Origin of the sequence: Microbacterium sp. A20 (genome assembly GCF_004794515.1) — a bacterium.
In the GTDB taxonomy this organism is placed as follows: Bacteria; Actinomycetota; Actinomycetes; order Actinomycetales; family Microbacteriaceae; genus Microbacterium.
Genome location: NZ_SSDF01000060.1, coordinates 1 through 21363, shown reverse-complemented (window position 1 = coordinate 21363; position 21363 = coordinate 1). Strand labels below are relative to the sequence as shown.

Here is a 21363-nt window from a genome sequence, read left to right as displayed (position 1 = left end):
CCAGTCCTCCCGGTCACGGCTTGATATCGACGCCTCCGTTCATTGCGAAAATCCCCGGATCCGATGCATACTGTAAGCGCTTGCAGTCTGTGCAGGCCACCAGCACCGAGAGAGGCACACACCAATGAAGGTGAACAAGAGGGGCATCGCCGCCGCAGGCGCGATCGCCATCGTTTCGACTCTGACGCTTGCCGGCTGCTCCACCGGGACCAGCGGCGACGACACCTCCGACTCCAAGGACGGCGGCAAGCTGGTCGTCTGGGTCGACGCCGAGCGCGTGGATGCGCTGCAGGACGCAGCCGACTCCTACGAGGACAAGACCGGCGTCAAGGTCGAGCTCGTCGGCAAGTCGGTCGACGACATGAAGGACGACTTCATCCAGCAGGTCCCGACCGGCAAGGGCCCCGACGTCGTCATGGGCGCACACGACTGGCTGGGCGAGCTCTCCACGAACGGCGTCGTCGCGCCGATCGAGCTCGGTGACAGCTCCGAGGACTACCTTCCGGTCGCGCTGCAGGCCGCAACCTACGAGGGCACCGTGTACATGCTGCCGTACGCGGTCGAGAACATCGCGGTGCTGCGCAACGCCGACCTCGTCCCGGCCGCGGCCACCAGCTTCGACGACATGGTCTCGAAGGGCACGTTCGTCGTCGAGCAGGGCACCGAGGGCAACCCGTACCACCTGTATCCGTTCCAGACGGCCTTCGGTGCGCCGGTCTTCGGCACCGATGACTCCGGCAGCTATGACCCTGCCGACCTGCAGCTCGGCAGCGAGGGTGGCTTCGCGTTCGCCGATTGGCTGGGTGTGCAGGGCGCTGCCGGCGTGCTGAACACCGACGTCGACGGCGAGATCGCCAAGCAGCAGTTCCTCGACGGCACCGCCGCCTTCTGGCTGACCGGTCCGTGGAACGTCGGTGCCGCGACCGAGGCCGGCATCAACGTCGCGATCGACCCGATCCCGAGCCCGACCGGCGAGACCGCTTCGCCGTTCGCCGGCGTCAAGGGCTTCTTCGTCAGCTCCGAGTCGAAGAACAAGGTCGCCGCGAACGACTTCCTCGTCAACTACATCGGCACCGAAGACGTGCAGCTCGAGCTCTTCAAGGCCGGCAACATCCTGCCCGCGCTCACCGCCGCTGCGGACACCGCCGCGTCCGACCCGATCATCGCCGGCTTCCAGGCTGTCGGTGAAGACGCCGTCCCGATGCCCGCCATCCCGGCCATGGGCGCGGTGTGGGAATTCTGGGGCGTCGCCGAGGCCGCGATCATCAACGGTGCGGACCCGACGGCGATGTGGCAGAAGCTCGTCGACGACGTGACCGCCGCCATCAAGTAACAGCACCCACTGGCCCTGCCGGGGCGGACCTCTCCGTCCGCCCCGGCAGGATCATGACGAGGACGAGATGACAGACATCGACGAGCGCACTGCCCCTCCGACCAGACGCCAGCGCCAGGCCGCGAAGATCGCCGAGGCGGCATCCGGCCCGATCGGCTGGATGCTGCTGAAGATCCTCCTGCTGGCGGTCGTCGACGCGATCGCGCTGTACGCGGCGTTCGTGCTCTTCGCCAACAAGGAGTGGCTGATCCTCGGCATCGTCGTCGCGGTGGCCGTCCTCGTCAACTACATCTACTTCTCCCGCAAGCGCATCGCCGCGAAATACCTCACGCCGGGAATCATCTTCCTGATCCTGTTCCAGGTGTTCACGCTGCTCTACACCGGCTACATCGGATTCACGAACTACGGCACCGGGCACAACGGCACCAAGGATCAGGCGATCTCCTCGCTTCTCGCCTCCGCGCAGGAGCGGGTCGAAGACTCTCCCACCTATCCGGTCACGGTCGTCGAACAGTTCGGCACCTACGGTCTCCTCGTGACCGACCCGGAGTCCGGCGACGCGCTCCTCGGCACGGCGGAGCAGCCGCTCGAAGAGGTGGATGCCGAGTTCGAGGGCGGGCAGGCCGTCGCGGTCGAGGGCTGGACGACGCTCCCGCTGGCCACGGTGTTCACCCTCTCCGAAGAGCTCGAGAAGCTGTCGGTCCCCTTCAGCGATGATCCCAACGACGGCAGCCTGCGCGCACCCGACGGGCAGAAGGGGTACCTGTACGTCTCGACCCTCGCCTACGACGAGGCCGCCGACACCATCACCGACACGACCACGGGCACGGTGTACTCCGACACCGGCGAAGGAGCCTTCACCGCCGACGACGGCGAGCAGCTGCTCCCGGGTTGGCAGACCACGGTCGGCTTCGACAACTTCGTGCGCGCAGTCACCGACTCGTCGATCCGCGGACCGCTCATCTCCGTGACGCTGTGGACCTTCGCGTTCGCGTTGATCTCGGTCGCCACGACGTTCTTCCTCGGGCTCCTGCTCGCGCTGGTCTTCAACAACACCCGGATGCGGTTCCGCAACGGGTACCGGATCATCCTGATCCTTCCGTACGCGTTCCCCGCCTTCCTGTCGGCTCTCGTCTGGGCCGGCATGATGAACGAGAGCTTCGGCTTCATCAACCAGGTCATCTTCGGGGGAGCGGAGATCCCCTGGCTCACGGATCCGACGCTGGCCAAGGTGTCGGTGCTGCTGGTGAACCTGTGGCTCGGCTTCCCCTACATGTTCCTCGTCTGCATGGGCGCCCTTCAGGGCATCCCGGAAGACGTGAACGAGGCGGCCGTCATGGACGGCGCGAATCCGTGGCAGGTCTTCCGCCGCATCAAGCTGCCGCTGCTGCTCGTCACCGTCGCGCCGCTGCTGATCTCGTCGTTCGCGTTCAACTTCAACAACTTCAACCTGATCTACATGCTCACCAAGGGCGGACCCCGCTTCAGCGACGTGTCCATCCCCGTCGGACACACCGACATCCTGATCTCGATGGTCTACAAGGTGGCCTTCACCGGGCAGACCCGTGACTACGGGCTCGCCTCGGCATTCACGATCCTGATCTTCATCGTCGTCGCGACGATCTCGATCATCAGCTTCCGCAAGACCAAGGCCCTCGAGGAGCTGAACTGACATGAGCACCGCCGGCCCCGCCACCACTCGCGCCACCACCGAGGCGCAGAGCCTCGCCCCCCGTCGCCGCAGTTTCGGCGCCTGGTTCGCCGACACCGGATGGCGTCACCTCGTCGCGATCGTCGTGAGCGCCTTCGCCCTGTTCCCGCTGCTGTACGTCGTCTCGGCGTCACTGAATCCGAAGGGGACGCTGACCGGCTCGAACCAGCTGTTCTCCGCGATCGGGATCGACAGCTACGTCCGCATCCTGAGCGACCCGCAGAATCCGTACGCCACGTGGTTCCTCAACACGCTCCTGATCGCCGTGGTCACCGGCGCGGTCACCGTCTTCATCGGCGCCTGCGCGGCATATGCGTTCTCGCGCATGCGGTTCGCCGGACGCCGGGTCGGCCTCGTCACGATCGTGGTCGTGCAGATGTTCCCGCAGCTGCTGGCCGTCGTCGCGATCTTCCTGCTCATGTCGACGCTGGGGGACTGGTTCCCCGCCATCGGGCTGAACACCCACACCGGCCTGATCCTGGTCTACCTCGGTGGAGCGCTGGGTGTGAACACCTACCTGATGTACGGCTTCTTCAACACGATCCCGAAGGAGATCGACGAGGCCGCCCGCATCGACGGCGCCGGTCACGCGCGCATCTTCTTCACGATCATCCTGCGTCTGGTCGCGCCGATCCTCGCGGTCGTCGGGCTCCTCTCCTTCATCGGCACGGTCAACGAGTACGTGATCGCGAGCGTCATGCTGGTCGACGTGGAGCAGCAGACGCTCGTCGTCGGACTCACCAAGCTCGTCGCGAACCCGCGCTACGCGGACTGGTCCGCCTTCTCTGCGGGCGCCGTGATGGCCGCCATCCCGGTGATGATCCTGTTCCTCTTCCTGCAGAAGTACATCGTCGGCGGTCTCACCGCTGGTGCGACGAAGGGCTGATCGTCCGGGATGCCCGTCCGCTGAGAGTGAGCGGCAGCGGTAACGTGCATCGCATGGTAGCTTGTCATGCATGACAGCTGACGTGGGATCGCAGATGCGCAAAGGGGTGGTCGAGTATTGCGTGCTCGGGCTCCTCGCGCGCGAGCCCATGTACGGCTGGCAGCTGGCCGATGCGCTCACGGGCGCCGGGCTGATCGCCAGCATCGGCACGCTCTACCCGCTGCTGGGACGGCTGCGGGACAACGGCTGGGTCAGCACGTTCGACCTGCCGTCGGAGAGCGGTCCGGTACGCAAGTACTACCGGCTCACCGAGTCGGGTACGGAGCAGCTCGAGCGTTTCCGAGTGCAGTGGACACCGTTCGCCCGTGTCGTCACGGGCCTCGTCGGAGAGGGACGACCATGACAGAGACCACCGCAGACACCCTGCGCGAGGAGTACCTCGCCCGACTCGACGAGGCGATGCGCGGGCTCCCGCACGGTGTCGCGACCGACATCCGCGGCGGAATCGTCGAGGAGCTCCAGGGCCTCGACGCCGCAGAGACGGCCGCGCGGATCGCTCGACTCGGCGATCCGGTGGCCATCGCGAGGGAGGCGCAGGACGAGGTGCCGGCGAGCCCGACCATCGTGGTCGCACCTCCGGTCGTCGCGCCGCCGGCTCCTCGGCTGCCGACGACATCGACGCGCGGGTTCGCGATCACGGCAGCGCTGACGCTGAGCTTCGGCGGCTTCGTGCTCCCCGTCCTCGGCTGGTTCGTGGGGGCCGTGCTCGTCAGCATCAGCACACTCTGGAAGACGTGGGAGAAGGTCGTGGCCATCGTCGTGCCGTTCGCGTTCGGTGCGCTGTCGCTGATCCTCGTGCAGTTCATGAGCTTCGTGGATTACAGCTCGACCGGCAGCTCCTCCGGCACCGGCACCCCGCCCGACGAAGTCGTGAACAACCCGCTGCTGCCGAGTTTCGGCATGTGGCACGTCCTCCTCCTCCTCGGGTTCCTGCTCATCCCGGCATCCGGTCTGTGGCTGCTCTGGCGATTGCGGGGTCGGGTCGCACGCTGAGTCGTGCCGCATGCTCGGCGTTGCTCCCGGCCAGTATCCTGGTCGACCCGTACCGTGGAGGCATGGCACGGGTGGCGGGGCGCAATCTGGCGATGAGCTGGTTCGCAGGCATCGTGTGCGCCGGGGTCATCGGCGCGCTCGTCTGGCTGTCCCTCCCGATCCTCCCCGCGCTCGCCGAGTTCGCGGGGACCGCCCTTCGCAACGCCCTTCCCTGACGGTTCGCGTCGGAGTGCGCACGCGTGTATCCCGACACGTCGGCACGCCTGCGTCAGCGGCCGTCGGCCCGGCGGTACCCTCACAATGCACATATCCGATGAGAGGCGCACACCATGAGTGACCCCGACGCTCCCCAGCCCGAGAAGCCGACTGACGTCGACGACGTCGTCGGCAGCGCGAACGCCGGTCTCGACGCCGCCGCCGCAGCGGGCGCGGATGTCCCCGGTTCCACCGATGCGCCGGAGCACACGCAGGCCGCCCCGGTCGACGAGAGGGTCGCCGACCCCGACCTCGCCGCGTTCGAAGCCGCCGAGCGTGATCACCCGGGAACGTTCGCGTCCCCGCCTCCTGCCGTCGTTCCCGCTCCGGTCGTCGAGTCGCGTGAGAGCGCGCGCGACGTCAGGGCAGAAGCCGATGCCGAGAGCGAGTCGTTCTACCCCGAGCCGATCGTGGGCGAGCCCATCCCGTTCGGCCACGAGCAGTCCGGCATGGCCGGCGCAGCCTACGCCCAGTACGGCGACGAGGCCGAGACACGGATCGTGCCGTCGGAGCCGCTGATCGCCGCGTCCGGTGCGGCCGCCGCGGCGCAGCCCCAGCCGATCTTCGTGCAGGCTCCCGAGCCGCCCCGTGACCGCGGCAACCGCGGCACCGCCGGTCTGATCGGCCTGCTCGCGACCCTCGTCTTCGCCGTGCTCTACCTCGGCACAGCGCTGGGCCTCGCCGCGATCGCCGGCGACGTCAACGGCGAGAACATCGGTGAGGCCGCGCTCGCCCCGCTGATGACCTGGGGTTACTGGACGCCAGTCGTCGTCTTCTTCCTCGGCTTCTGGCTGCTCGGCGCGATCATCAACCGCGGTCGCTGGGGGCTCTGGGTCGTCTTCGGCATCATCGTCGGCGTCATCGCCTACGCCGGACACATCCTCGGGCAGCTGTTCGAGGCTCCGTTCTGGAAGCTCACGTCGTCGCAGGGGCTCGAGCTCGTCGGTGAGCAGCTGCTCGCCCCGCTCGCCATCGCCGCATTCGTGTTCGCCCGGGAACTGACCATCTGGTTCGGCGCATGGGTCTCCCGCAGCGGTGCGCGCAAGACCGAGCTGAACGCCGAGGCGCAGCGCGAGTACGAGCGCACCCTCGAAGCCGGTCCGACGCTGTCGAGGTAGTCACGCACTCCACCACGCCGAACCCCCGCGGGCCCGAGTCCGCGGGGGTTTCGGCTGTCCTGGCGGTGGTCCTCGCGACGATCGGCTTCTTCGCGCTCGCGGTGTTCGGGCTGGGGGCGCTGAGCGTGGCCACCGACACCGACATCATCGCGGTTCCGGGTCTGGGGCAGGAGCCCGGTGCGGCAGGGATGGTCGTTGCGGTCATCGCGTTCGCGCTCGCGCTGTGGTCGACGCTCCGACGAGGTGCTCCGTCCTACGTGGCGACGGTCGCCATCGCCCTGTTGACCGCCCTCGCTCATCTCGTGGCGGTGTGGATCACGGTGGTCATCAACTCGTCCGACTTCGTGATCGCCACAGCCGTCGCGGGTGATCTGGTCCGCGGCGGTGCGAGTGCGGTGCTCGTGGCCGCAGGGCTGATCGCGGCGTGGTGCGGCATCGCCCTTCGTCGCACCCGTGCCGAGCATCCGCGCTGGCCATGGGAGCGCGACGAGGAGGAGTGACCGGGCTCCTCGGGCCGACGATTCGCCGACCCGGCGACGATTCGCCGACCATCCTGCGGCGAAGGGACGGTCGAACGTCCTCTCCTCGGCGGATCGTCCGGTCGGCTGCATGCGCCCCGCCGTGACGAGTGAAATCGCGGCGACGACGTGCGGCGCGCCGTACGCTGGTGGGGTGGAGCGCTCATTGGAGACGCAGGTGGACCAGGCCGTCGAGGCCTGGTTGCGCTGGGTGCCGCGCTGGGAGCCGGCAACCCACCGCGGTCGCGTCGCGCCGTGCCGCCGTTGTCTCGGCTCACCGATCCTCTCGGCGGCGGGAATCGGCGCGAACACCCCGCACGGCGTGCAGCACGGACTGTCAACGCGCATCAAGACCATCGTCGACCACGCCGTCGCTGACTACACGGCACGGAATCTCCCGATGCTGCAGCGCGAACTCGACCAGCAGGCCGCCCGCAACCGGGCTCGCAGCTACCGCCCCACCGAAGACCTCGATCCGGAGTTCGACGGTCTCCCGCTCGACCCCGAGCCGGTTCCCGGAGCGCCGTTCCTGTTCACCATCGCCGGACTCGCAGACGACTCCGCCGCGGAGCTTCCGGCGCTGCCACCTCTGACCGAGGAGGCCAAGATCGCCCTCCGGCAGGAGGTCGCCCTCGCCGACGAGTACGCCAACATGGTCGGGCGGGAGATCTGCGGCATCCTGTTGCGCCACCGGATCTATATCCAGGCGGCCATCTCCCAGCACGTCGAGCCGCAGATCGAGGCCCTGCTCGCCGAGCTGACGGAATCACTGGACTCCCCGTTCGACCCCGACCTGCCGTGACCCTCCGTGGGCCGCGCCGCCATCCGGACGGGCTCGCGCTCATTTGACCGCCACGTTACGCGGCATTACACTTGACCAGGTGTGTGCACGTCTCGACGTGCGCACTGGGCGTCGGCACCATGCCGGTCCGCCCCCACGGCATACCCACCACACCAAAAGCTCGTCGATTCCGGCGTGCCGGTGGGTCATGATGTGAAACCCATCACGCTGTCACCGTGCAGCACTATGAGGAGAGAACGTGCCAACCATTCAGCAGTTGGTTCGCAAGGGTCGCTCGCCCAAGGTCACCAAGACCAAGGCGCCGGCGCTCAAGTCGAACCCGCAGCAGGCCGGGGTCTGCACCCGCGTCTACACCACCACGCCCAAGAAGCCGAACTCGGCGATGCGCAAGGTCGCTCGTGTGAAGCTCCGCAACGGCACCGAGGTCACCGCGTACATCCCCGGTGAGGGTCACAACCTCCAGGAGCACTCGCTGGTGCTCGTCCGTGGCGGTCGTGTCAAGGACCTCCCCGGTGTGCGTTACAAGATCGTCCGTGGCGCCCTGGACACCCAGGCAGTCAAGAACCGTAAGCAGGCTCGTTCCCGCTACGGCGCGAAGAAGGGTTGAGTTAGATGCCTCGTAAGGGACCAGCCCCCAAGCGCCCCGTCGTCAACGACCCGGTATACGGCGCTCCGATCGTCACCTCGCTGGTGAACAAGATCCTCGTCGACGGCAAGAAGTCGCTGGCCGAGTCGATCGTCTACGGCGCCCTCCGCGGTGTCGAGGCGAAGAATGGTCAGGACGCCGTCGCCACGCTGAAGAAGGCGCTCGACAACGTGCGCCCGACTCTCGAGGTCCGCAGCCGCCGCGTCGGTGGCTCGACCTACCAGGTGCCGGTCGAGGTCAAGCCTCACCGCGCCAACACGCTCGCTCTGCGCTGGCTCGTCAGCTACGCGAAGGGCCGTCGTGAGAAGACGATGACCGAGCGTCTGCAGAACGAGATCCTCGACGCGTCGAACGGCCTGGGTGCCGCGGTCAAGCGCCGCGAGGACACGCACAAGATGGCCGAGTCGAACCGCGCGTTCGCTCACTACCGCTGGTAACCAGCTTCGCCCGACCCTCGGCCACTCGCCGAGGGGCGGGCACCCCCTCTTCGCAGTACACCTGCTCCAAAAGATAAGGACACTCCTGTGGCACAAGACGTGCTCACGGACCTGAGCAAGGTCCGCAACATCGGCATCATGGCGCACATCGATGCCGGCAAGACCACGACGACCGAGCGCATCCTGTTCTACACGGGCGTCAACCACAAGCTCGGCGAGACGCACGATGGCGCCTCGACCACCGACTGGATGGAGCAGGAGAAGGAGCGCGGCATCACGATCACGTCTGCCGCCGTGACCTGCTACTGGAACAAGAACCAGATCAACATCATCGACACCCCCGGCCACGTGGATTTCACGGTCGAGGTGGAGCGTTCGCTCCGCGTGCTCGATGGTGCTGTCGCCGTGTTCGACGGCAAGGAGGGCGTCGAGCCCCAGTCCGAGACCGTGTGGCGTCAGGCCGACAAGTACAACGTCCCCCGTATCTGCTTCGTCAACAAGATGGACAAGCTCGGCGCGGACTTCTACTTCACCGTCGACACCATCATCAACCGCCTGGGCGCCAAGCCCCTCGTGATCCAGCTGCCGATCGGCGCCGAGAACGACTTCATCGGCGTCGTCGACCTGGTCGAGATGCGTGCACTGGTCTGGGCCGGAGACTCCAAGGGTGACGTCACCATGGGCGCCTCCTACGAGATCCAGGAGATCCCGGAAGACCTCAAGGAGAAGGCGGCCGAGTACCGTCAGCAGCTCCTCGAGACCGTCGCCGAGACCGACGACGCGCTGCTCGAGAAGTTCTTCGGTGGCGAGGAGCTCACGGTCGCCGAGATCAAGGGCGCGATCCGCAAGCTGACCGTCGCCAGCGAGATCTACCCGGTGCTCTGCGGCTCCGCGTTCAAGAACCGCGGCGTCCAGCCGATGCTCGACGCGGTCGTCGACTACCTCCCGAACCCGCTCGACGTGGGCTCGATCGAGGCGCACGACCCGAAGGACTACGACACGATCATCGAGCGTCACCCGGACTCGAAGGACCCGTTCGCGGCCCTCGCGTTCAAGGTCGCCGTGCACCCGTTCTTCGGTCGTCTGACCTACGTTCGCGTGTACTCGGGACACCTCGACTCCGGTTCTGCGGTCGTCAACTCGACCAAGAACAAGAAGGAGCGCATCGGGAAGATCTTCCAGATGCACGCCAACAAGGAGATCCCGGTCCCCTCGGTCACCGCCGGCAACATCTACGCGGTCATCGGCCTGAAGGACACCACCACCGGTGACACCCTGACCGACCCGGCAGCGCCCGTCGTCCTCGAGTCGATGACGTTCCCCGAGCCCGTCATCGAGGTCGCCATCGAGCCGAAGACCAAGGCCGACCAGGAGAAGCTGGGTGTCGCCATCCAGAAGCTCGCTGAAGAGGACCCGACCTTCCGCACGGAGCTCAACCCCGAGACCGGTCAGACGACCATCAAGGGCATGGGCGAGCTGCACCTCGACATCCTCGTGGACCGCATGAAGCGCGAGTTCAACGTCGAGGCCAACGTCGGCAAGCCGCAGGTGGCGTACCGCGAGACGATCAAGAAGGCCGTCGAGAAGCACGACTACACGCACAAGAAGCAGACCGGTGGCTCCGGCCAGTTCGCGAAGATCCAGTTCACCATCGAGCCGATGGACCTGGACTCCGAGAAGACCTACGAGTTCGTGAACGCCGTCACCGGTGGTCGCATCCCTCGTGAGTACATCGGCTCGATCGACGCCGGTTTCCAGGACGCGATGAACGTCGGTGTGCTCGCGGGCTACCCGATGGTCGGCGTCAAGGCGACCATCGTCGATGGTGCGGCGCACGACGTCGACTCCTCGGAGATGGCGTTCAAGATCGCGGGCTCCATGGGCTTCAAGGAGGCCGCTCGTCGCGCCAACCCCGTGCTGCTCGAGCCGCTGATGGCCGTCGAGGTCCGTACTCCCGAGGAGTACATGGGCGACGTCATCGGCGACCTGAACTCGCGTCGTGGCCAGATCCAGTCGATGGAAGACGCCGCAGGCGTCAAGGTCGTCCGCGCTCAGGTCCCGCTGTCCGAGATGTTCGGCTACATCGGCGACCTGCGCTCGAAGACCTCGGGCCGCGCCGTCTACTCGATGGAGTTCCACAGCTACGCTGAGGTTCCCCGCGCAGTGGCCGACGAGATCGTCCAGAAGACCAAGGGCGAGTAATCGTTCTTCTGGGTTCCCCGCGGCGCCGAGCACCGCGAAGCGCCGCGGGGTTCCCAGGTCACCTACAACTTCACATTCCCTCTCTACTAAACTGAGAACCTAACCCGTAGAGAACCGGTCGCAAACCAGTGCCCGGTCACCTTTACAACGACGTCCTGAGGAGGACCCAGTGGCTAAGGCCAAGTTCGAGCGGACCAAGCCGCACGTCAACATCGGAACGATCGGTCACGTCGACCACGGCAAGACCACGCTCTCCGCAGCGATCTCGAAGGTGCTTGCTGACAAGTTCCCGTCCGACACCAACGTGCAGCGTGACTTCGCTTCCATCGACTCGGCGCCGGAAGAGCGCCAGCGTGGAATCACCATCAACATCTCGCACATCGAGTACGAGACCCCCAAGCGCCACTACGCTCACGTCGACGCTCCCGGCCACGCCGACTACGTCAAGAACATGATCACCGGTGCTGCTCAGATGGACGGCGCGATCCTCGTGGTCGCCGCCACCGACGGCCCGATGGCTCAGACGCGTGAGCACGTGCTGCTCGCCAAGCAGGTCGGCGTTCCGTACCTGCTGGTCGCGCTGAACAAGTCGGACATGGTCGACGACGAGGAGATCCTGGAGCTCGTCGAGCTCGAGGTCCGCGAGCTGCTCGCAGCCCAGGGCTTCGACGAGGACGCTCCTGTCGTCCGCGTCTCGGCTCTCAAGGCTCTCGAGGGCGACGAGAAGTGGACCCAGGCGATCCTGGACCTGATGCAGGCTGTCGACGACAGCGTTCCGGACCCGGAGCGTGACCGTGACAAGCCGTTCCTGATGCCCGTCGAGGACGTCTTCACGATCACCGGTCGTGGAACCGTCGTCACGGGTCGCGCCGAGCGTGGCACCCTGGCCATCAACTCCGAGGTCGAGATCGTCGGACTCCGTCCGACCGTCAAGACCACGGTCACGGGTATCGAGATGTTCCACAAGCAGCTCGACGAGGCATGGGCCGGCGAGAACTGTGGTCTCCTGCTCCGTGGCACGAAGCGTGAGGACGTCGAGCGCGGCCAGGTCATCGTGAAGCCGGGTTCGGTCACGCCGCACACCGACTTCGAGGGCACCGCGTACATCCTGTCCAAGGACGAGGGTGGGCGTCACAACCCCTTCTACACGAACTACCGCCCGCAGTTCTACTTCCGCACCACCGACGTCACCGGCGTCATCTCGCTGCCCGAGGGCACCGAGATGGTCATGCCCGGCGACACCACCGACATGACGGTCGAGCTGATCCAGCCGATCGCCATGGAGGAGGGCCTCGGCTTCGCCATCCGTGAGGGTGGACGCACCGTCGGCGCCGGTACGGTCACGAAGATCGTCAAGTAAGCAGCTGCTTCCTCGCAAAGGGGCCGGACCTTCGGGTCCGGCCCCTTTGTGGTTCCCTCGCGAGAAGGGAAACGCCGCGACTCAGCCCCGAGTCGCGGCGTTTCCCTGCTTCCGTCGAGGGGTCTGCACAGGAGGGCGGGGGAGGGCGTTGTACCCGGATGCCGGGGGAGGAAGCGGCGGCGGAGGATTCGAAGCGCGGTTGCAGCGCAGCCTGGGCGGATGCGACGACCGAAGCCCCTCCCGCCGGACCTCGGCGACTCGTTCCACATCGCTCACGCCGACGCCACGGGCGTGCGGCGCTGGAGACGCGATCACCGTGCCCTCGTGCGCCCCTTCCCCGGCATCCGCTCCACGTCCGTCCCCGAGACTTTCCGGGCCCGGGTCGACTGCTACGCGCCGCGGCTCCGAGCGGAGCAGTGCTTCACCGGCAGAACGGCGGCACGACTGTGGGGGCTGCCTCTCCCGTGGCGCTGGCATCCGGATGAGCCTGTCGAGGTCGTCGTTCCCTCGGACGGTGCGCCGCCCGCGGTGGCGGGGGTTTGCGGACGCAGACTCGGTGTGCGGCGTCGGACTGCTTCTCTCATCGAGGGACTGCCGGTGCTGGACCCGGTGCCGACGCTGTTCACCCTCGCAGCGAGCCTGACGCTCACCGAGGCGGTGGTGCTCATCGACGCAATCATCACGACGTCCGTCAACTACCCGTCATTGGATGTTCGTCGTCCGCCGGCGGACAGCGAGGGGATCCGTGCGGCTCTCCTCCGCTGGGGACGGTTCCCCGGTGTGGCGACGATACGCGCGGCTCTCGGGTTCGCCCGAGAAGGAGTGGAGTCGCCCAAGGAGACCGAGACGCGCCTGATGATCGTGATGGCCGGGATGCCGGAGCCCGTTGTGCAGCACGTCATCCGAAGCCGAGGGCGCCGTCTCGCCAGGGTCGACCTCGCGTACGTCGCGGAACGGATCGCGATCGAGTATGAAGGCGACCACCACCGCACCGATCGTGCGCAGTGGCGCGAGGACATCCGTCGGCAGCGGGAGCTGGAGGAAGCGGGCTGGCTGGTGATCCGTCTGACGCAGCATGACCTGCGTGCCGGGCGTGCCGTGTTCATCGCCCGGCTGCGTCGCGCCCTCGCCACCCGCAGTTGAAAGAAGGAAAACGCCGCGCTGAGAGGGGTACGTCCCGGCGTGTTCCTTCTTCCAGGGGGGAGGGGCGGAGAGGGGGCGCGGGGGGTTCCATGCGGGGAGGAGGGACGGCACAATGAGGAGCGTTCCTGCCGGCCGGCAGGGCGCACCGGAGAAGGGGATTCACATGGGTATCGACGACGCGGTCAACAAGGGCAAGGACCTCTACGAGCAGAACAAGGACAAGATCGCCGAGGCCGTCAAGAGCGATCAGGCGGAGGACATCAGCGACAAGGTCCTGGACGGCGTCGCGGACTTCGCGAAGAAGATCGCACCGGGTGCAGCGGACAAGATCGACGAGATCCGGGAGAGCGCGGACAAGGCTGTCGGCAACGAGTAACAGCCCACGCATTCTTGGAGCGGCGATCCACCAACCGGAGGGTCGCCGCTTTCGCGTACCGAGACCGTCGGCGACCGAGCTACTGGTCGTCAGATGTGGCGGATTCGCAGATGTATCGAGTAGGATCGTCTCGACTGCCTGGGGATCTTGCGGTCGGGGAAGCCGAAGGGGTTCGGTTTCCCGAAGCACGCGGTCTTTCCGCGTTGAAACTGGGGACAAGCGATTTTGGGGATCATCGTGCGACGCGCGCACTCTGTGCGCCTGAGCGTCACCCTGCCTGCGCGGCGGCTCTTCCGCCGCGCCCTCGATCGAGGAGTTCGGCGTCCCTTCACGCCGGGCTACTCGCGTTCGGTGTGCCCCCTCGCACTGAACGCCCTCCCCAAGCGGGGCGAGGCATGGGGATGCCTCGCCCCGCTATCTCCAGCCTTCTGACCGGATTTCGCCGTCCGTCGTCGCCGCTTCGAGAGGCGCGACACGCCCGGGTTTGCAGAAGTGAAATCGGGCATGGCAGAATAGACAGGTTCGATATTCCGTCGCCGCTGTGCGTGCGACGGATCACTGCCAGGGCAGTGCATAGACGGCGGCTCCTCCGGGAAGCTGCAGGGTTCTAGGCCGCGGGTAGCAGAACACACCCCGACACCCTTCCCACCGAGGGGTTCGCCGTGCGCGGCGGAGGTCGGGCATCCGTTCCCCTCATGGTGTGCGGCTGACAGAAGAACAGTGGTGCAGCAGATCGACTCGTGAGAGCCGTTCTCGTGCCGAGGCGCGAACAGCGCCGACGTGCGTCCAATGCCCCAGGGCCACCCGGTCCCGGACGGTATGACGCCTAAAGAGAGAGAGCAGACAATGGCGGGACAGAAGATCCGCATTCGCCTGAAGTCGTATGACCACGAGGTCATCGACACGTCCGCACGCAAGATCGTCGACACCGTGACCCGCGCGGGCGCGACCGTCGTCGGACCCGTGCCCCTTCCGACCGAGAAGAACGTCGTGTGCGTTATCCGGTCGCCGCACAAGTACAAGGACAGCCGCGAGCACTTCGAGATGCGCACCCACAAGCGTCTGATCGACATCGTCGACCCGACGCCGAAGGCCGTCGACTCGCTGATGCGTCTCGACCTGCCTGCCGATGTCAACATCGAGATCAAGCTCTGAGGTCGGACATGGTTGACATCAACTCCAAGATTTCCAAGGGCATGCTCGGCACGAAGCTCGGCATGACCCAGGTCTGGAACGAGAGCGGCAAGCTCGTTCCCGTCACCGTCATCGAGCTCGCCTCGAACGTGGTCACGCAGATCCGTACGCCCGAGAAGGACGGCTACAACGCCGTGCAGATCGCCTACGGCCAGATCGACCCCCGCAAGGTGAACAAGCCCCTCACGGCCCACTTCGAGGCAGCCGGCGTCACGCCGCGCCGTCACGTCACCGAGATCCGCACCGCGGACGCCGGCGACTACAGCCTGGGCCAGGAGCTCACGGTCGACGGCACCTTCGAGGCCGGCCAGCTCGTCGACGTCGTCGGCACGAGCAAGGGCAAGGGCTTCGCCGGTGTCATGAAGCGTCACAACTTCAAGGGCGTCTCGGCTTCGCACGGTTCGCACCGCAACCACCGCAAGCCCGGCTCGATCGGCGCATCGTCGACCCCGAGCCGCGTCTTCAAGGGCATGCGCATGGCCGGCCGTATGGGTGGCGAGCGTGTGACCGTCCTCAACCTCACGGTGCACGCCATCGACATCGAGAAGGGTCTGCTGCTCGTCAAGGGCGCCGTCCCCGGTGCTCGTGGCCGCATCGTCTATGTCCGCAACGCAGTGAAGGGTGCCTGAACATGGCTGACTCCACTCTCGCGCTCGACGTCCTTAAGGCAGACGGCAAGAAGGCAGGCTCCATCGAGCTTCCCGCCGCGCTGTTCGACGCCAAGACGAACATCCCGCTCATCCACCAGGTCGTCGTCGCGCAGCTCGCGGCGGCTCGCCAGGGCACGCACTCGACCAAGCGTCGTGGCGAGGTCTCCGGTGCCGGCCGCAAGCCCTTCAAGCAGAAGGGCACGGGTAACGCCCGCCAGGGTTCCATCCGCGCGCCGCACATGACCGGTGGTGGCATCGTCCACGGCCCGAAGCCGCGTGACTACTCGCAGCGCACCCCCAAGAAGATGATCGCCGCCGCCCTGCTGGGCGCGCTCAGCGACCGCTTCCGCGGTGACCGCATCCACGCCATCGAGTCCTTCGGCATCGACGGCACGCCTTCGACCAAGACCGCGGTGAACTTCCTCACCAACGTCGTCTCGTCGAAGAACGTGCTCGTCGTGATCGAGCGCAACGACGACGTGACGCTGAAGAGCATCCGCAACCTGTCGAACCTGCACGTGCTGACGTTCGACCAGCTCAACGCATACGACGTGCTCGTCTCCGACGACATCGTCTTCACCCAGGCCGCGCTCGAGGGCTTCATCGCCTCCAAGTCCGGCGCCAACCAGGAGGTCTCCGCATGAGCGAGCAGGCATCTGTTCTCCAGACGGCCCTGAACAAGGACCCGCGCGACATCATCCTGAAGCCGGTCGTGTCCGAGAAGAGCTACGGGCTCATCGATGAAGGTAAGTACACCTTCCTCGTCGACCCGCGCGCTTCGAAGACCGAGATCAAGCTCGCCATCGAGAAGATCTTCGGCGTCAAGGTCGCAGGGGTCAACACCCTCAACCGCGTCGGCAAGGCTCGTCGCACCCGCTTCGGCACCGGCAAGCGCAAGGACACCAAGCGCGCCATCGTCACCCTGAAGTCGGGCACCATCGACATCTTCACGGCAATCGGCTGATCCGGGGGATAAGGACAATAATGGCTATTCGCAAGTACAAGCCCACGACCCCGGGCCGTCGCGGCTCGTCGGTGGCTGACTTCGCCGAGATCACTCGATCGACGCCGGAGAAGTCGCTGCTGCGCCCGCTCTCGAAGACCGGTGGTCGCAACAACCAGGGCCGCATCACGACCCGTCACATCGGTGGTGGTCACAAGCGCCAGTACCGCGTCATCGACTTCCGTCGTAACGACAAGGACGGCGTCAACGCCAAGGTCGCTCACATCGAGTACGACCCCAACCGCACCGCGCGCATCGCGCTGCTGCACTACTTCGACGGTGAGAAGCGCTACATCCTCGCTCCGGCGAAGCTGAAGCAGGGCGACATCGTCGAGTCGGGTGCAGGGGCTGACATCAAGCCGGGCAACAACCTCCCGCTGAAGAACATCCCCACGGGTACGGTCATCCACGCGATCGAGCTCCGCCCCGGTGGCGGCGCGAAGATGGCACGTTCGGCCGGTGCATCCGTCCGTCTCGTCGCCAAGGACGGCCCCTACGCCCAGCTGCGTCTCCCTTCGGGCGAGATCCGCAACGTCGATGCGCGCTGCCGCGCGACCATCGGCGAGGTCGGCAACGCCGAGCAGTCGAACATCAACTGGGGTAAGGCCGGCCGCATGCGCTGGAAGGGCGTCCGCCCGACCGTGCGTGGTGTCGCGATGAACCCGGTCGACCACCCGCACGGTGGTGGTGAGGGTAAGACCTCTGGTGGTCGTCACCCCGTCTCCCCGTGGGGCCAGGCTGAGGGTCGCACCCGTCACGCCAACAAGGAAAGCGACAAGTACATCGTGCGTCGTCGTAACGCCGGCAAGAAGCGTAAGTAGGAGTAAGAGAAGATGCCTCGCAGTCTTAAGAAGGGCCCCTTCGTCGACGATCACCTGCTTCGCAAGGTGGTCGTGCAGAACGAAGCCGGCACCAAGAACGTCATCAAGACCTGGTCCCGTCGGTCCATGATCATCCCGGCCATGCTGGGTCACACGATCGCGGTCCACGACGGACGCAAGCACATCCCCGTGTTCGTGTCCGAGACCATGGTCGGTCACAAGCTGGGCGAGTTCGCGCCCACCCGCACCTTCCGCGGCCACGAGAAGGACGACAAGAAGGGGCGGCGCCGCTAATGGTCGAATCGATCGCACGCGTGCGACACATCCGCGTGACCCCTCAGAAGGCTCGTCGTGTCGTCGCGCTCATCAAGGGCAAGCAGGCCCAGGAGGCTCTGGCGATCCTGAAGTTCGCACAGCAGAGCGCCAGCGAGCCGATCTACAAGCTTGTCGCGTCGGCCATGGCCAACGCGCAGGTCAAGGCAGATCGCGACGGCGAGTTCCTCGACGAGAAGGACCTGTACGTGGCCAACGCGTACGTCGACGAGGGCACCACGCTCAAGCGTTTCCAGCCCCGTGCACAGGGTCGCGCTTTCCAGATCAAGAAGCGCACGAGCCACATCACGGTCGTGCTCTCGACGCCTGAGGCAGCTCCGGCCGCCGCGGGCGACAGCAACAAGAAGGCGAGCAAGTAATGGGACAGAAGGTAAACCCGTACGGCTTCCGTCTCGGCATCACGACGGACCACGTCTCGCGTTGGTTCTCTGACTCGACGAAGCCGGGTCAGCGTTACGCCGACTACGTCGCCGAGGACATCAAGATCCGCAACCTGCTCAAGACGCAGCTCGACCGCGCCGGTGTCTCGAACATCGAGATCGAGCGCACCCGTGACCGCGTCCGCGTCGACATCCACACCGCCCGTCCGGGCATCGTGATCGGTCGTCGTGGCGCCGAGGCCGAGCGCATCCGCGGCGACCTCGAGAAGCTCTCGGGCAAGCAGATCCAGCTGAACATCCTCGAGGTCAAGAACCCCGAGGCCGACGCTCAGCTCGTCGCACAGGGCATCGCCGAGCAGCTCTCTGCTCGCGTGGCGTTCCGTCGTGCGATGCGCAAGGGTCTGCAGGGCGCTCAGCGCGCCGGCGCCAAGGGCATCCGCATCCAGGTCTCCGGCCGCCTCGGCGGCGCCGAGATGAGCCGTTCGGAGTTCTACCGCGAGGGTCGTGTGCCGCTGCACACGCTGCGCGCGAACATCGACTACGGCTTCTACGAGGCGAAGACCACCTTCGGCCGCATCGGCGTGAAGGTCTGGATCTACAAGGGCGACCTGACCGCCAAGGAGCTCGCTCGCGAGCAGGCCAACGCACCCAAGGCTCGTCGTGACGACCGTGGTGGCGACCGCCGCCGTGCCCCGCGCAACGAGGCACCTGTCGCAGAAGGAGCGTCGGCATAATGCTCATCCCCCGTAAGGTCAAGTTCCGCAAGCAGCACCACCCGGGTCGCTCGGGCCAGGCCACCGGCGGCACGAAGGTCTCCTTCGGCGAGTACGGTATCCAGGCACTGACCCCCGCTTACGTGACGAACCGTCAGATCGAGTCCGCTCGTATCGCGATGACCCGTCACATCAAGCGTGGTGGAAAGGTGTGGATCAACATCTACCCCGACCGTCCGCTCACGAAGAAGCCTGCCGAGACCCGCATGGGTTCCGGTAAGGGTTCCCCCGAGTGGTGGGTCGCGAACGTCAAGCCGGGCCGTGTCCTCTTCGAGGTCGCGGGTGTCGACGAGGAGCTCGCACGTGAAGCTCTGACCCGTGCAATTCACAAGCTGCCGCTCAAGGCACGCATCATCAAGCGCGAGGAGGGCGACGCGTAATGGCGATCGGCACCAAGGAGCTCGCCCCGGCAGAGCTCGACACATTCGAAGACCAGCGCCTCGTCGAGGAGCTGCGCAAGGCCAAGGAGGAGCTGTTCAACCTCCGTTTCCAGTCGGCCACCGGCCAGCTGGAGAGCCACGGCCGCATCCGCGCCGTCAAGCGCGACATCGCGCGCCTCTACACGGTGATCCGCGAACGCGAGCTGGGCATCCGTGCGACGCCTGCTCCGGTCGAGGCTCCGGCCAAGAAGGCGACCAAGTCGAAGGCGAAGAAGGCGGACTCCGCCGACGACGCCGTGAAGGAAGAGGCTGAGTGATGGCCACCAAGAAGGAAGCGACTGTGGAGACGCAGGCCGCAGGACACGAGTCGTCCGAGCACGACGTCCGCGACTCCGCTGCCCGCGGTTACCGCAAGGCACGTCGCGGCTACGTCGTCAGCGACAAGATGGACAAGACCATCGTGGTCGAGGTCGAGGACCGCGTGAAGCACCCGCTTTACGGCAAGGTCATCCGCCGCACCTCGAAGGTCAAGGCGCACGATGAGGCGAACTCCGCCGGCATCGGCGACCTGGTCCTGATCAACGAGACCCGCCCGCTGAGCGCCACGAAGCGCTGGCGCCTGGTGGAGATTCTGGAGAAGGCCAAGTGATTCAGCAGGAATCCCGACTCAAGGTCGCCGACAACACCGGCGCCAAGGAGCTCCTCACGATTCGTGTCCTCGGTGGCTCGAAGCGTCGTTACGCCGGTCTCGGCGACACCATCGTCGCGACCGTCAAGGACGCGATCCCCGGTGGCAACGTGAAGAAGGGCGACGTCGTCAAGGCGGTCATCGTCCGCACCAAGAAGGAGGTCCGTCGTCCGGACGGCTCCTACATCAAGTTCGACGAGAACGCCGCAGTGATCCTGAAGAACGACGGGGAGCCCCGCGGCACCCGTATCTTCGGGCCGGTCGGTCGTGAGCTTCGCGACAAGAAGTTCATGAAGATCGTCTCGCTGGCGCCGGAGGTCATCTAATCATGGCGAAGATCAAGAAGGGTGACCTGGTTCAGGTCATCACCGGTGCCACGCAGGAGCGTGGCGGCGACCGTGGCAAGCAGGGCAAGGTCCTCGACGTCCTCGCCGACAAGAACCGCGTGATCGTCGAAGGCGTGAACTACGTCACCAAGCACACCCGCGTCGGACAGACGCAGCGTGGCACCAAGACCGGAGGCCTCGAGACCGTCGAAGCCTCCATCCACATCTCGAACGTCGCACTCGTCGACCCTTCGACCAAGAAGCCGACCAAGGTCGGCCACCGGGTCGAGGAGCAGACCAAGGACGGCGTCAAGCGCACCGTCCGCGTGCGGTACGCGAAGAAGAGCGGTAAGGACCTCTGATGAGCACCGACACTGCCGCGCCGGCTGGCAAGATCCAGCCGCGCCTGAAGCAGAAGTACAACAGCGAGATCAAGAAGGCTCTGCAGGACGAGTTCGGTTACGCGAACGTCATGCAGATCCCCGGACTGGTCAAGGTCGTCGTGAACACCGGTGTCGGCGAGGCAGCTCGCGACAGCAAGGTGATCGATGGTGCGGTCGACGACCTCACCAAGATCACCGGCCAGAAGCCGATCGTCACGAAGGCCCGCAAGTCCATCGCGCAGTTCAAGCTGCGCGAGGGCCAGGCCATCGGCGCGCACGTCACCCTCCGCGGTGACCGCGCGTGGGAGTTCGTGGACCGTCTCGTCTCGCTGGCTCTGCCCCGTATCCGCGACTTCCGCGGTCTCTCGGGCAAGCAGTTCGACGGCAACGGCAACTACACCTTCGGTCTCCAGGAGCAGAGCGTGTTCCACGAGATCGATCAGGACAAGATCGACCGGGTTCGCGGTTTCGACATCACCGTCGTCACCACCGCGAAGACGGATGACGAGGGTCGGGCGCTGCTCCGTCACCTCGGCTTCCCGTTCCGCTCGGAAGACGCACAGGCGTGACCTTTCGACAGGCTCAGGGACCC

29 protein-coding genes are annotated in these 21363 nt (G+C 66.1%); all 29 read left to right on the top strand.

All coding sequences use genetic code 11. From position 1 onward, the window contains the following. Positions 1–124: 124 nt before the first annotated feature. The 29 genes from DW298_RS04820 (at position 125) to rplE (ending at position 21340) form a co-directional block, all read left to right on the top strand. A complete protein-coding gene (locus tag DW298_RS04820) occupies positions 125–1333 on the top strand; it encodes an extracellular solute-binding protein (RefSeq protein ID WP_136041323.1) in 1209 nt (402 codons plus the stop codon). A 67-nt stretch (positions 1334–1400) separates the two neighbouring features. Further along, positions 1401–3005, top strand: a complete 1605-nt coding sequence (locus tag DW298_RS04815) for an ABC transporter permease subunit (RefSeq protein WP_136041322.1) — start codon at positions 1401–1403, stop codon at positions 3003–3005. Between the two features lies 1 nt (position 3006). Beyond that, on the top strand, positions 3007–3930 hold the full coding sequence (locus DW298_RS04810; protein WP_136041321.1) for a sugar ABC transporter permease: 924 nt from the start codon (positions 3007–3009) through the stop codon (positions 3928–3930). Positions 3931–4000: 70 nt separating this feature from the next. Continuing rightward, positions 4001–4333, top strand: a complete 333-nt coding sequence (locus DW298_RS04805; protein WP_168429575.1) for a PadR family transcriptional regulator — start codon at positions 4001–4003, stop codon at positions 4331–4333. After that, complete coding sequence (locus DW298_RS04800) at positions 4330–4983, top strand: hypothetical protein (protein WP_136041320.1); 654 nt, start codon at positions 4330–4332, stop codon at positions 4981–4983. The genes DW298_RS04805 and DW298_RS04800 overlap by 4 nt, the downstream gene beginning before the upstream one ends. A gap of 62 nt (positions 4984–5045) precedes the next feature. Further along, the gene (locus tag DW298_RS19230) at positions 5046–5198 is read left to right on the top strand and encodes a hypothetical protein (protein ID WP_168429576.1); all 153 of its coding nucleotides are present in this window, start codon (positions 5046–5048) and stop codon (positions 5196–5198) included. Between the two features lie 114 nt (positions 5199–5312). Beyond that, positions 5313–6356 carry an ABC transporter gene (locus DW298_RS04795; protein WP_136041319.1) on the top strand — a complete coding sequence of 348 codons (1044 nt, stop codon included), beginning with the start codon at positions 5313–5315 and terminating at the stop codon, positions 6354–6356. A gap of 65 nt (positions 6357–6421) precedes the next feature. Continuing rightward, complete coding sequence (locus DW298_RS04790) at positions 6422–6856, top strand: hypothetical protein (RefSeq protein WP_136041318.1); 435 nt, start codon at positions 6422–6424, stop codon at positions 6854–6856. Between the two features lie 172 nt (positions 6857–7028). Further along, positions 7029–7676 carry a spermidine/putrescine ABC transporter substrate-binding protein gene (locus DW298_RS04785; RefSeq protein ID WP_205820258.1) on the top strand — a complete coding sequence of 216 codons (648 nt, stop codon included), beginning with the start codon at positions 7029–7031 and terminating at the stop codon, positions 7674–7676. Between the two features lie 238 nt (positions 7677–7914). Further along, positions 7915–8283 (top strand): 30S ribosomal protein S12, encoded by a 369-nt coding sequence (gene rpsL / locus DW298_RS04780; RefSeq protein WP_017201609.1) that lies wholly within the window; start codon positions 7915–7917, stop codon positions 8281–8283. A 5-nt stretch (positions 8284–8288) separates the two neighbouring features. Beyond that, complete coding sequence (gene rpsG / locus DW298_RS04775) at positions 8289–8759, top strand: 30S ribosomal protein S7 (RefSeq protein WP_017201608.1); 471 nt, start codon at positions 8289–8291, stop codon at positions 8757–8759. 87 nt (positions 8760–8846) lie between these two features. Beyond that, complete coding sequence (fusA, locus tag DW298_RS04770; RefSeq protein ID WP_136041317.1) at positions 8847–10961, top strand: elongation factor G; 2115 nt, start codon at positions 8847–8849, stop codon at positions 10959–10961. A 169-nt stretch (positions 10962–11130) separates the two neighbouring features. Continuing rightward, positions 11131–12321, top strand: coding sequence for an elongation factor Tu (gene tuf / locus DW298_RS04765; protein WP_028502475.1), 1191 nt, complete (start codon positions 11131–11133; stop codon positions 12319–12321). Positions 12322–12540: 219 nt separating this feature from the next. Next, positions 12541–13464, top strand: coding sequence for a DUF559 domain-containing protein (locus tag DW298_RS04760; protein ID WP_136041316.1), 924 nt, complete (start codon positions 12541–12543; stop codon positions 13462–13464). A 163-nt stretch (positions 13465–13627) separates the two neighbouring features. Then, positions 13628–13840: a hypothetical protein gene (locus DW298_RS04755; protein ID WP_136041315.1), complete on the top strand. Its 213-nt coding sequence runs from the start codon at positions 13628–13630 to the stop codon at positions 13838–13840. Positions 13841–14686: 846 nt separating this feature from the next. After that, on the top strand, positions 14687–14995 hold the full coding sequence (gene rpsJ / locus DW298_RS04750; RefSeq protein WP_017201594.1) for a 30S ribosomal protein S10: 309 nt from the start codon (positions 14687–14689) through the stop codon (positions 14993–14995). An 8-nt stretch (positions 14996–15003) separates the two neighbouring features. After that, positions 15004–15663: a 50S ribosomal protein L3 gene (gene rplC, locus DW298_RS04745; RefSeq protein ID WP_029260921.1), complete on the top strand. Its 660-nt coding sequence runs from the start codon at positions 15004–15006 to the stop codon at positions 15661–15663. 2 nt (positions 15664–15665) lie between these two features. Further along, the gene (gene rplD, locus DW298_RS04740) at positions 15666–16328 is read left to right on the top strand and encodes a 50S ribosomal protein L4 (RefSeq protein WP_021201122.1); all 663 of its coding nucleotides are present in this window, start codon (positions 15666–15668) and stop codon (positions 16326–16328) included. Next, a complete protein-coding gene (gene rplW / locus DW298_RS04735) occupies positions 16325–16648 on the top strand; it encodes a 50S ribosomal protein L23 (protein ID WP_017829206.1) in 324 nt (107 codons plus the stop codon). The genes rplD and rplW overlap by 4 nt, the downstream gene beginning before the upstream one ends. 20 nt (positions 16649–16668) lie before the next feature. Then, positions 16669–17508, top strand: coding sequence for a 50S ribosomal protein L2 (gene rplB, locus DW298_RS04730; protein WP_017201590.1), 840 nt, complete (start codon positions 16669–16671; stop codon positions 17506–17508). Between the two features lie 12 nt (positions 17509–17520). Beyond that, complete coding sequence (rpsS, locus tag DW298_RS04725) at positions 17521–17802, top strand: 30S ribosomal protein S19 (protein WP_017829205.1); 282 nt, start codon at positions 17521–17523, stop codon at positions 17800–17802. Continuing rightward, positions 17802–18200 carry a 50S ribosomal protein L22 gene (rplV, locus tag DW298_RS04720; RefSeq protein ID WP_017829204.1) on the top strand — a complete coding sequence of 133 codons (399 nt, stop codon included), beginning with the start codon at positions 17802–17804 and terminating at the stop codon, positions 18198–18200. Before rpsS ends, rplV begins: the two co-directional genes overlap by 1 nt. Continuing rightward, positions 18200–18955 carry a 30S ribosomal protein S3 gene (rpsC, locus tag DW298_RS04715; RefSeq protein ID WP_017201587.1) on the top strand — a complete coding sequence of 252 codons (756 nt, stop codon included), beginning with the start codon at positions 18200–18202 and terminating at the stop codon, positions 18953–18955. Before rplV ends, rpsC begins: the two co-directional genes overlap by 1 nt. Further along, positions 18955–19374 (top strand): 50S ribosomal protein L16, encoded by a 420-nt coding sequence (gene rplP / locus DW298_RS04710; RefSeq protein ID WP_017829203.1) that lies wholly within the window; start codon positions 18955–18957, stop codon positions 19372–19374. The genes rpsC and rplP overlap by 1 nt, the downstream gene beginning before the upstream one ends. Continuing rightward, positions 19374–19691: a 50S ribosomal protein L29 gene (rpmC, locus tag DW298_RS19715; RefSeq protein ID WP_017829202.1), complete on the top strand. Its 318-nt coding sequence runs from the start codon at positions 19374–19376 to the stop codon at positions 19689–19691. The genes rplP and rpmC overlap by 1 nt, the downstream gene beginning before the upstream one ends. After that, complete coding sequence (rpsQ, locus tag DW298_RS19710) at positions 19691–20023, top strand: 30S ribosomal protein S17 (protein WP_021201120.1); 333 nt, start codon at positions 19691–19693, stop codon at positions 20021–20023. The genes rpmC and rpsQ overlap by 1 nt, the downstream gene beginning before the upstream one ends. After that, positions 20020–20388 carry a 50S ribosomal protein L14 gene (gene rplN, locus DW298_RS04695; RefSeq protein ID WP_017201583.1) on the top strand — a complete coding sequence of 123 codons (369 nt, stop codon included), beginning with the start codon at positions 20020–20022 and terminating at the stop codon, positions 20386–20388. Before rpsQ ends, rplN begins: the two co-directional genes overlap by 4 nt. A gap of 2 nt (positions 20389–20390) precedes the next feature. Then, positions 20391–20750 (top strand): 50S ribosomal protein L24, encoded by a 360-nt coding sequence (gene rplX / locus DW298_RS04690; protein WP_017201582.1) that lies wholly within the window; start codon positions 20391–20393, stop codon positions 20748–20750. Next, a complete protein-coding gene (gene rplE, locus DW298_RS04685; RefSeq protein ID WP_029260923.1) occupies positions 20750–21340 on the top strand; it encodes a 50S ribosomal protein L5 in 591 nt (196 codons plus the stop codon). Before rplX ends, rplE begins: the two co-directional genes overlap by 1 nt. Positions 21341–21363: the final 23 nt, after the last annotated feature.

Coding starts and splice junctions, on each gene's coding strand:
- rpsG (WP_017201608.1), top strand. CDS start 8,289: ATGCCTCGTAAGGGACCAGCCCCCAAGCGCCCCGTCGTCAACGACCCG.
- DW298_RS04755 (WP_136041315.1), top strand. CDS start 13,628: ATGGGTATCGACGACGCGGTCAACAAGGGCAAGGACCTCTACGAGCAG.
- rplE (WP_029260923.1), top strand. CDS start 20,750: ATGAGCACCGACACTGCCGCGCCGGCTGGCAAGATCCAGCCGCGCCTG.
- rplP (WP_017829203.1), top strand. CDS start 18,955: ATGCTCATCCCCCGTAAGGTCAAGTTCCGCAAGCAGCACCACCCGGGT.
- rplX (WP_017201582.1), top strand. CDS start 20,391: ATGGCGAAGATCAAGAAGGGTGACCTGGTTCAGGTCATCACCGGTGCC.
- rpsJ (WP_017201594.1), top strand. CDS start 14,687: ATGGCGGGACAGAAGATCCGCATTCGCCTGAAGTCGTATGACCACGAG.
- rplW (WP_017829206.1), top strand. CDS start 16,325: ATGAGCGAGCAGGCATCTGTTCTCCAGACGGCCCTGAACAAGGACCCG.
- rplD (WP_021201122.1), top strand. CDS start 15,666: ATGGCTGACTCCACTCTCGCGCTCGACGTCCTTAAGGCAGACGGCAAG.
- rplC (WP_029260921.1), top strand. CDS start 15,004: ATGGTTGACATCAACTCCAAGATTTCCAAGGGCATGCTCGGCACGAAG.
- DW298_RS04760 (WP_136041316.1), top strand. CDS start 12,541: ATGCGACGACCGAAGCCCCTCCCGCCGGACCTCGGCGACTCGTTCCAC.
- DW298_RS04805 (WP_168429575.1), top strand. CDS start 4,001: ATGACAGCTGACGTGGGATCGCAGATGCGCAAAGGGGTGGTCGAGTAT.
- rpsS (WP_017829205.1), top strand. CDS start 17,521: ATGCCTCGCAGTCTTAAGAAGGGCCCCTTCGTCGACGATCACCTGCTT.
- DW298_RS19230 (WP_168429576.1), top strand. CDS start 5,046: ATGGCACGGGTGGCGGGGCGCAATCTGGCGATGAGCTGGTTCGCAGGC.
- DW298_RS04815 (WP_136041322.1), top strand. CDS start 1,401: ATGACAGACATCGACGAGCGCACTGCCCCTCCGACCAGACGCCAGCGC.
- rplB (WP_017201590.1), top strand. CDS start 16,669: ATGGCTATTCGCAAGTACAAGCCCACGACCCCGGGCCGTCGCGGCTCG.
- DW298_RS04820 (WP_136041323.1), top strand. CDS start 125: ATGAAGGTGAACAAGAGGGGCATCGCCGCCGCAGGCGCGATCGCCATC.
- rpsQ (WP_021201120.1), top strand. CDS start 19,691: ATGGCCACCAAGAAGGAAGCGACTGTGGAGACGCAGGCCGCAGGACAC.
- DW298_RS04810 (WP_136041321.1), top strand. CDS start 3,007: ATGAGCACCGCCGGCCCCGCCACCACTCGCGCCACCACCGAGGCGCAG.
- rplV (WP_017829204.1), top strand. CDS start 17,802: ATGGTCGAATCGATCGCACGCGTGCGACACATCCGCGTGACCCCTCAG.
- DW298_RS04795 (WP_136041319.1), top strand. CDS start 5,313: ATGAGTGACCCCGACGCTCCCCAGCCCGAGAAGCCGACTGACGTCGAC.
- DW298_RS04800 (WP_136041320.1), top strand. CDS start 4,330: ATGACAGAGACCACCGCAGACACCCTGCGCGAGGAGTACCTCGCCCGA.
- rpmC (WP_017829202.1), top strand. CDS start 19,374: ATGGCGATCGGCACCAAGGAGCTCGCCCCGGCAGAGCTCGACACATTC.
- rpsC (WP_017201587.1), top strand. CDS start 18,200: ATGGGACAGAAGGTAAACCCGTACGGCTTCCGTCTCGGCATCACGACG.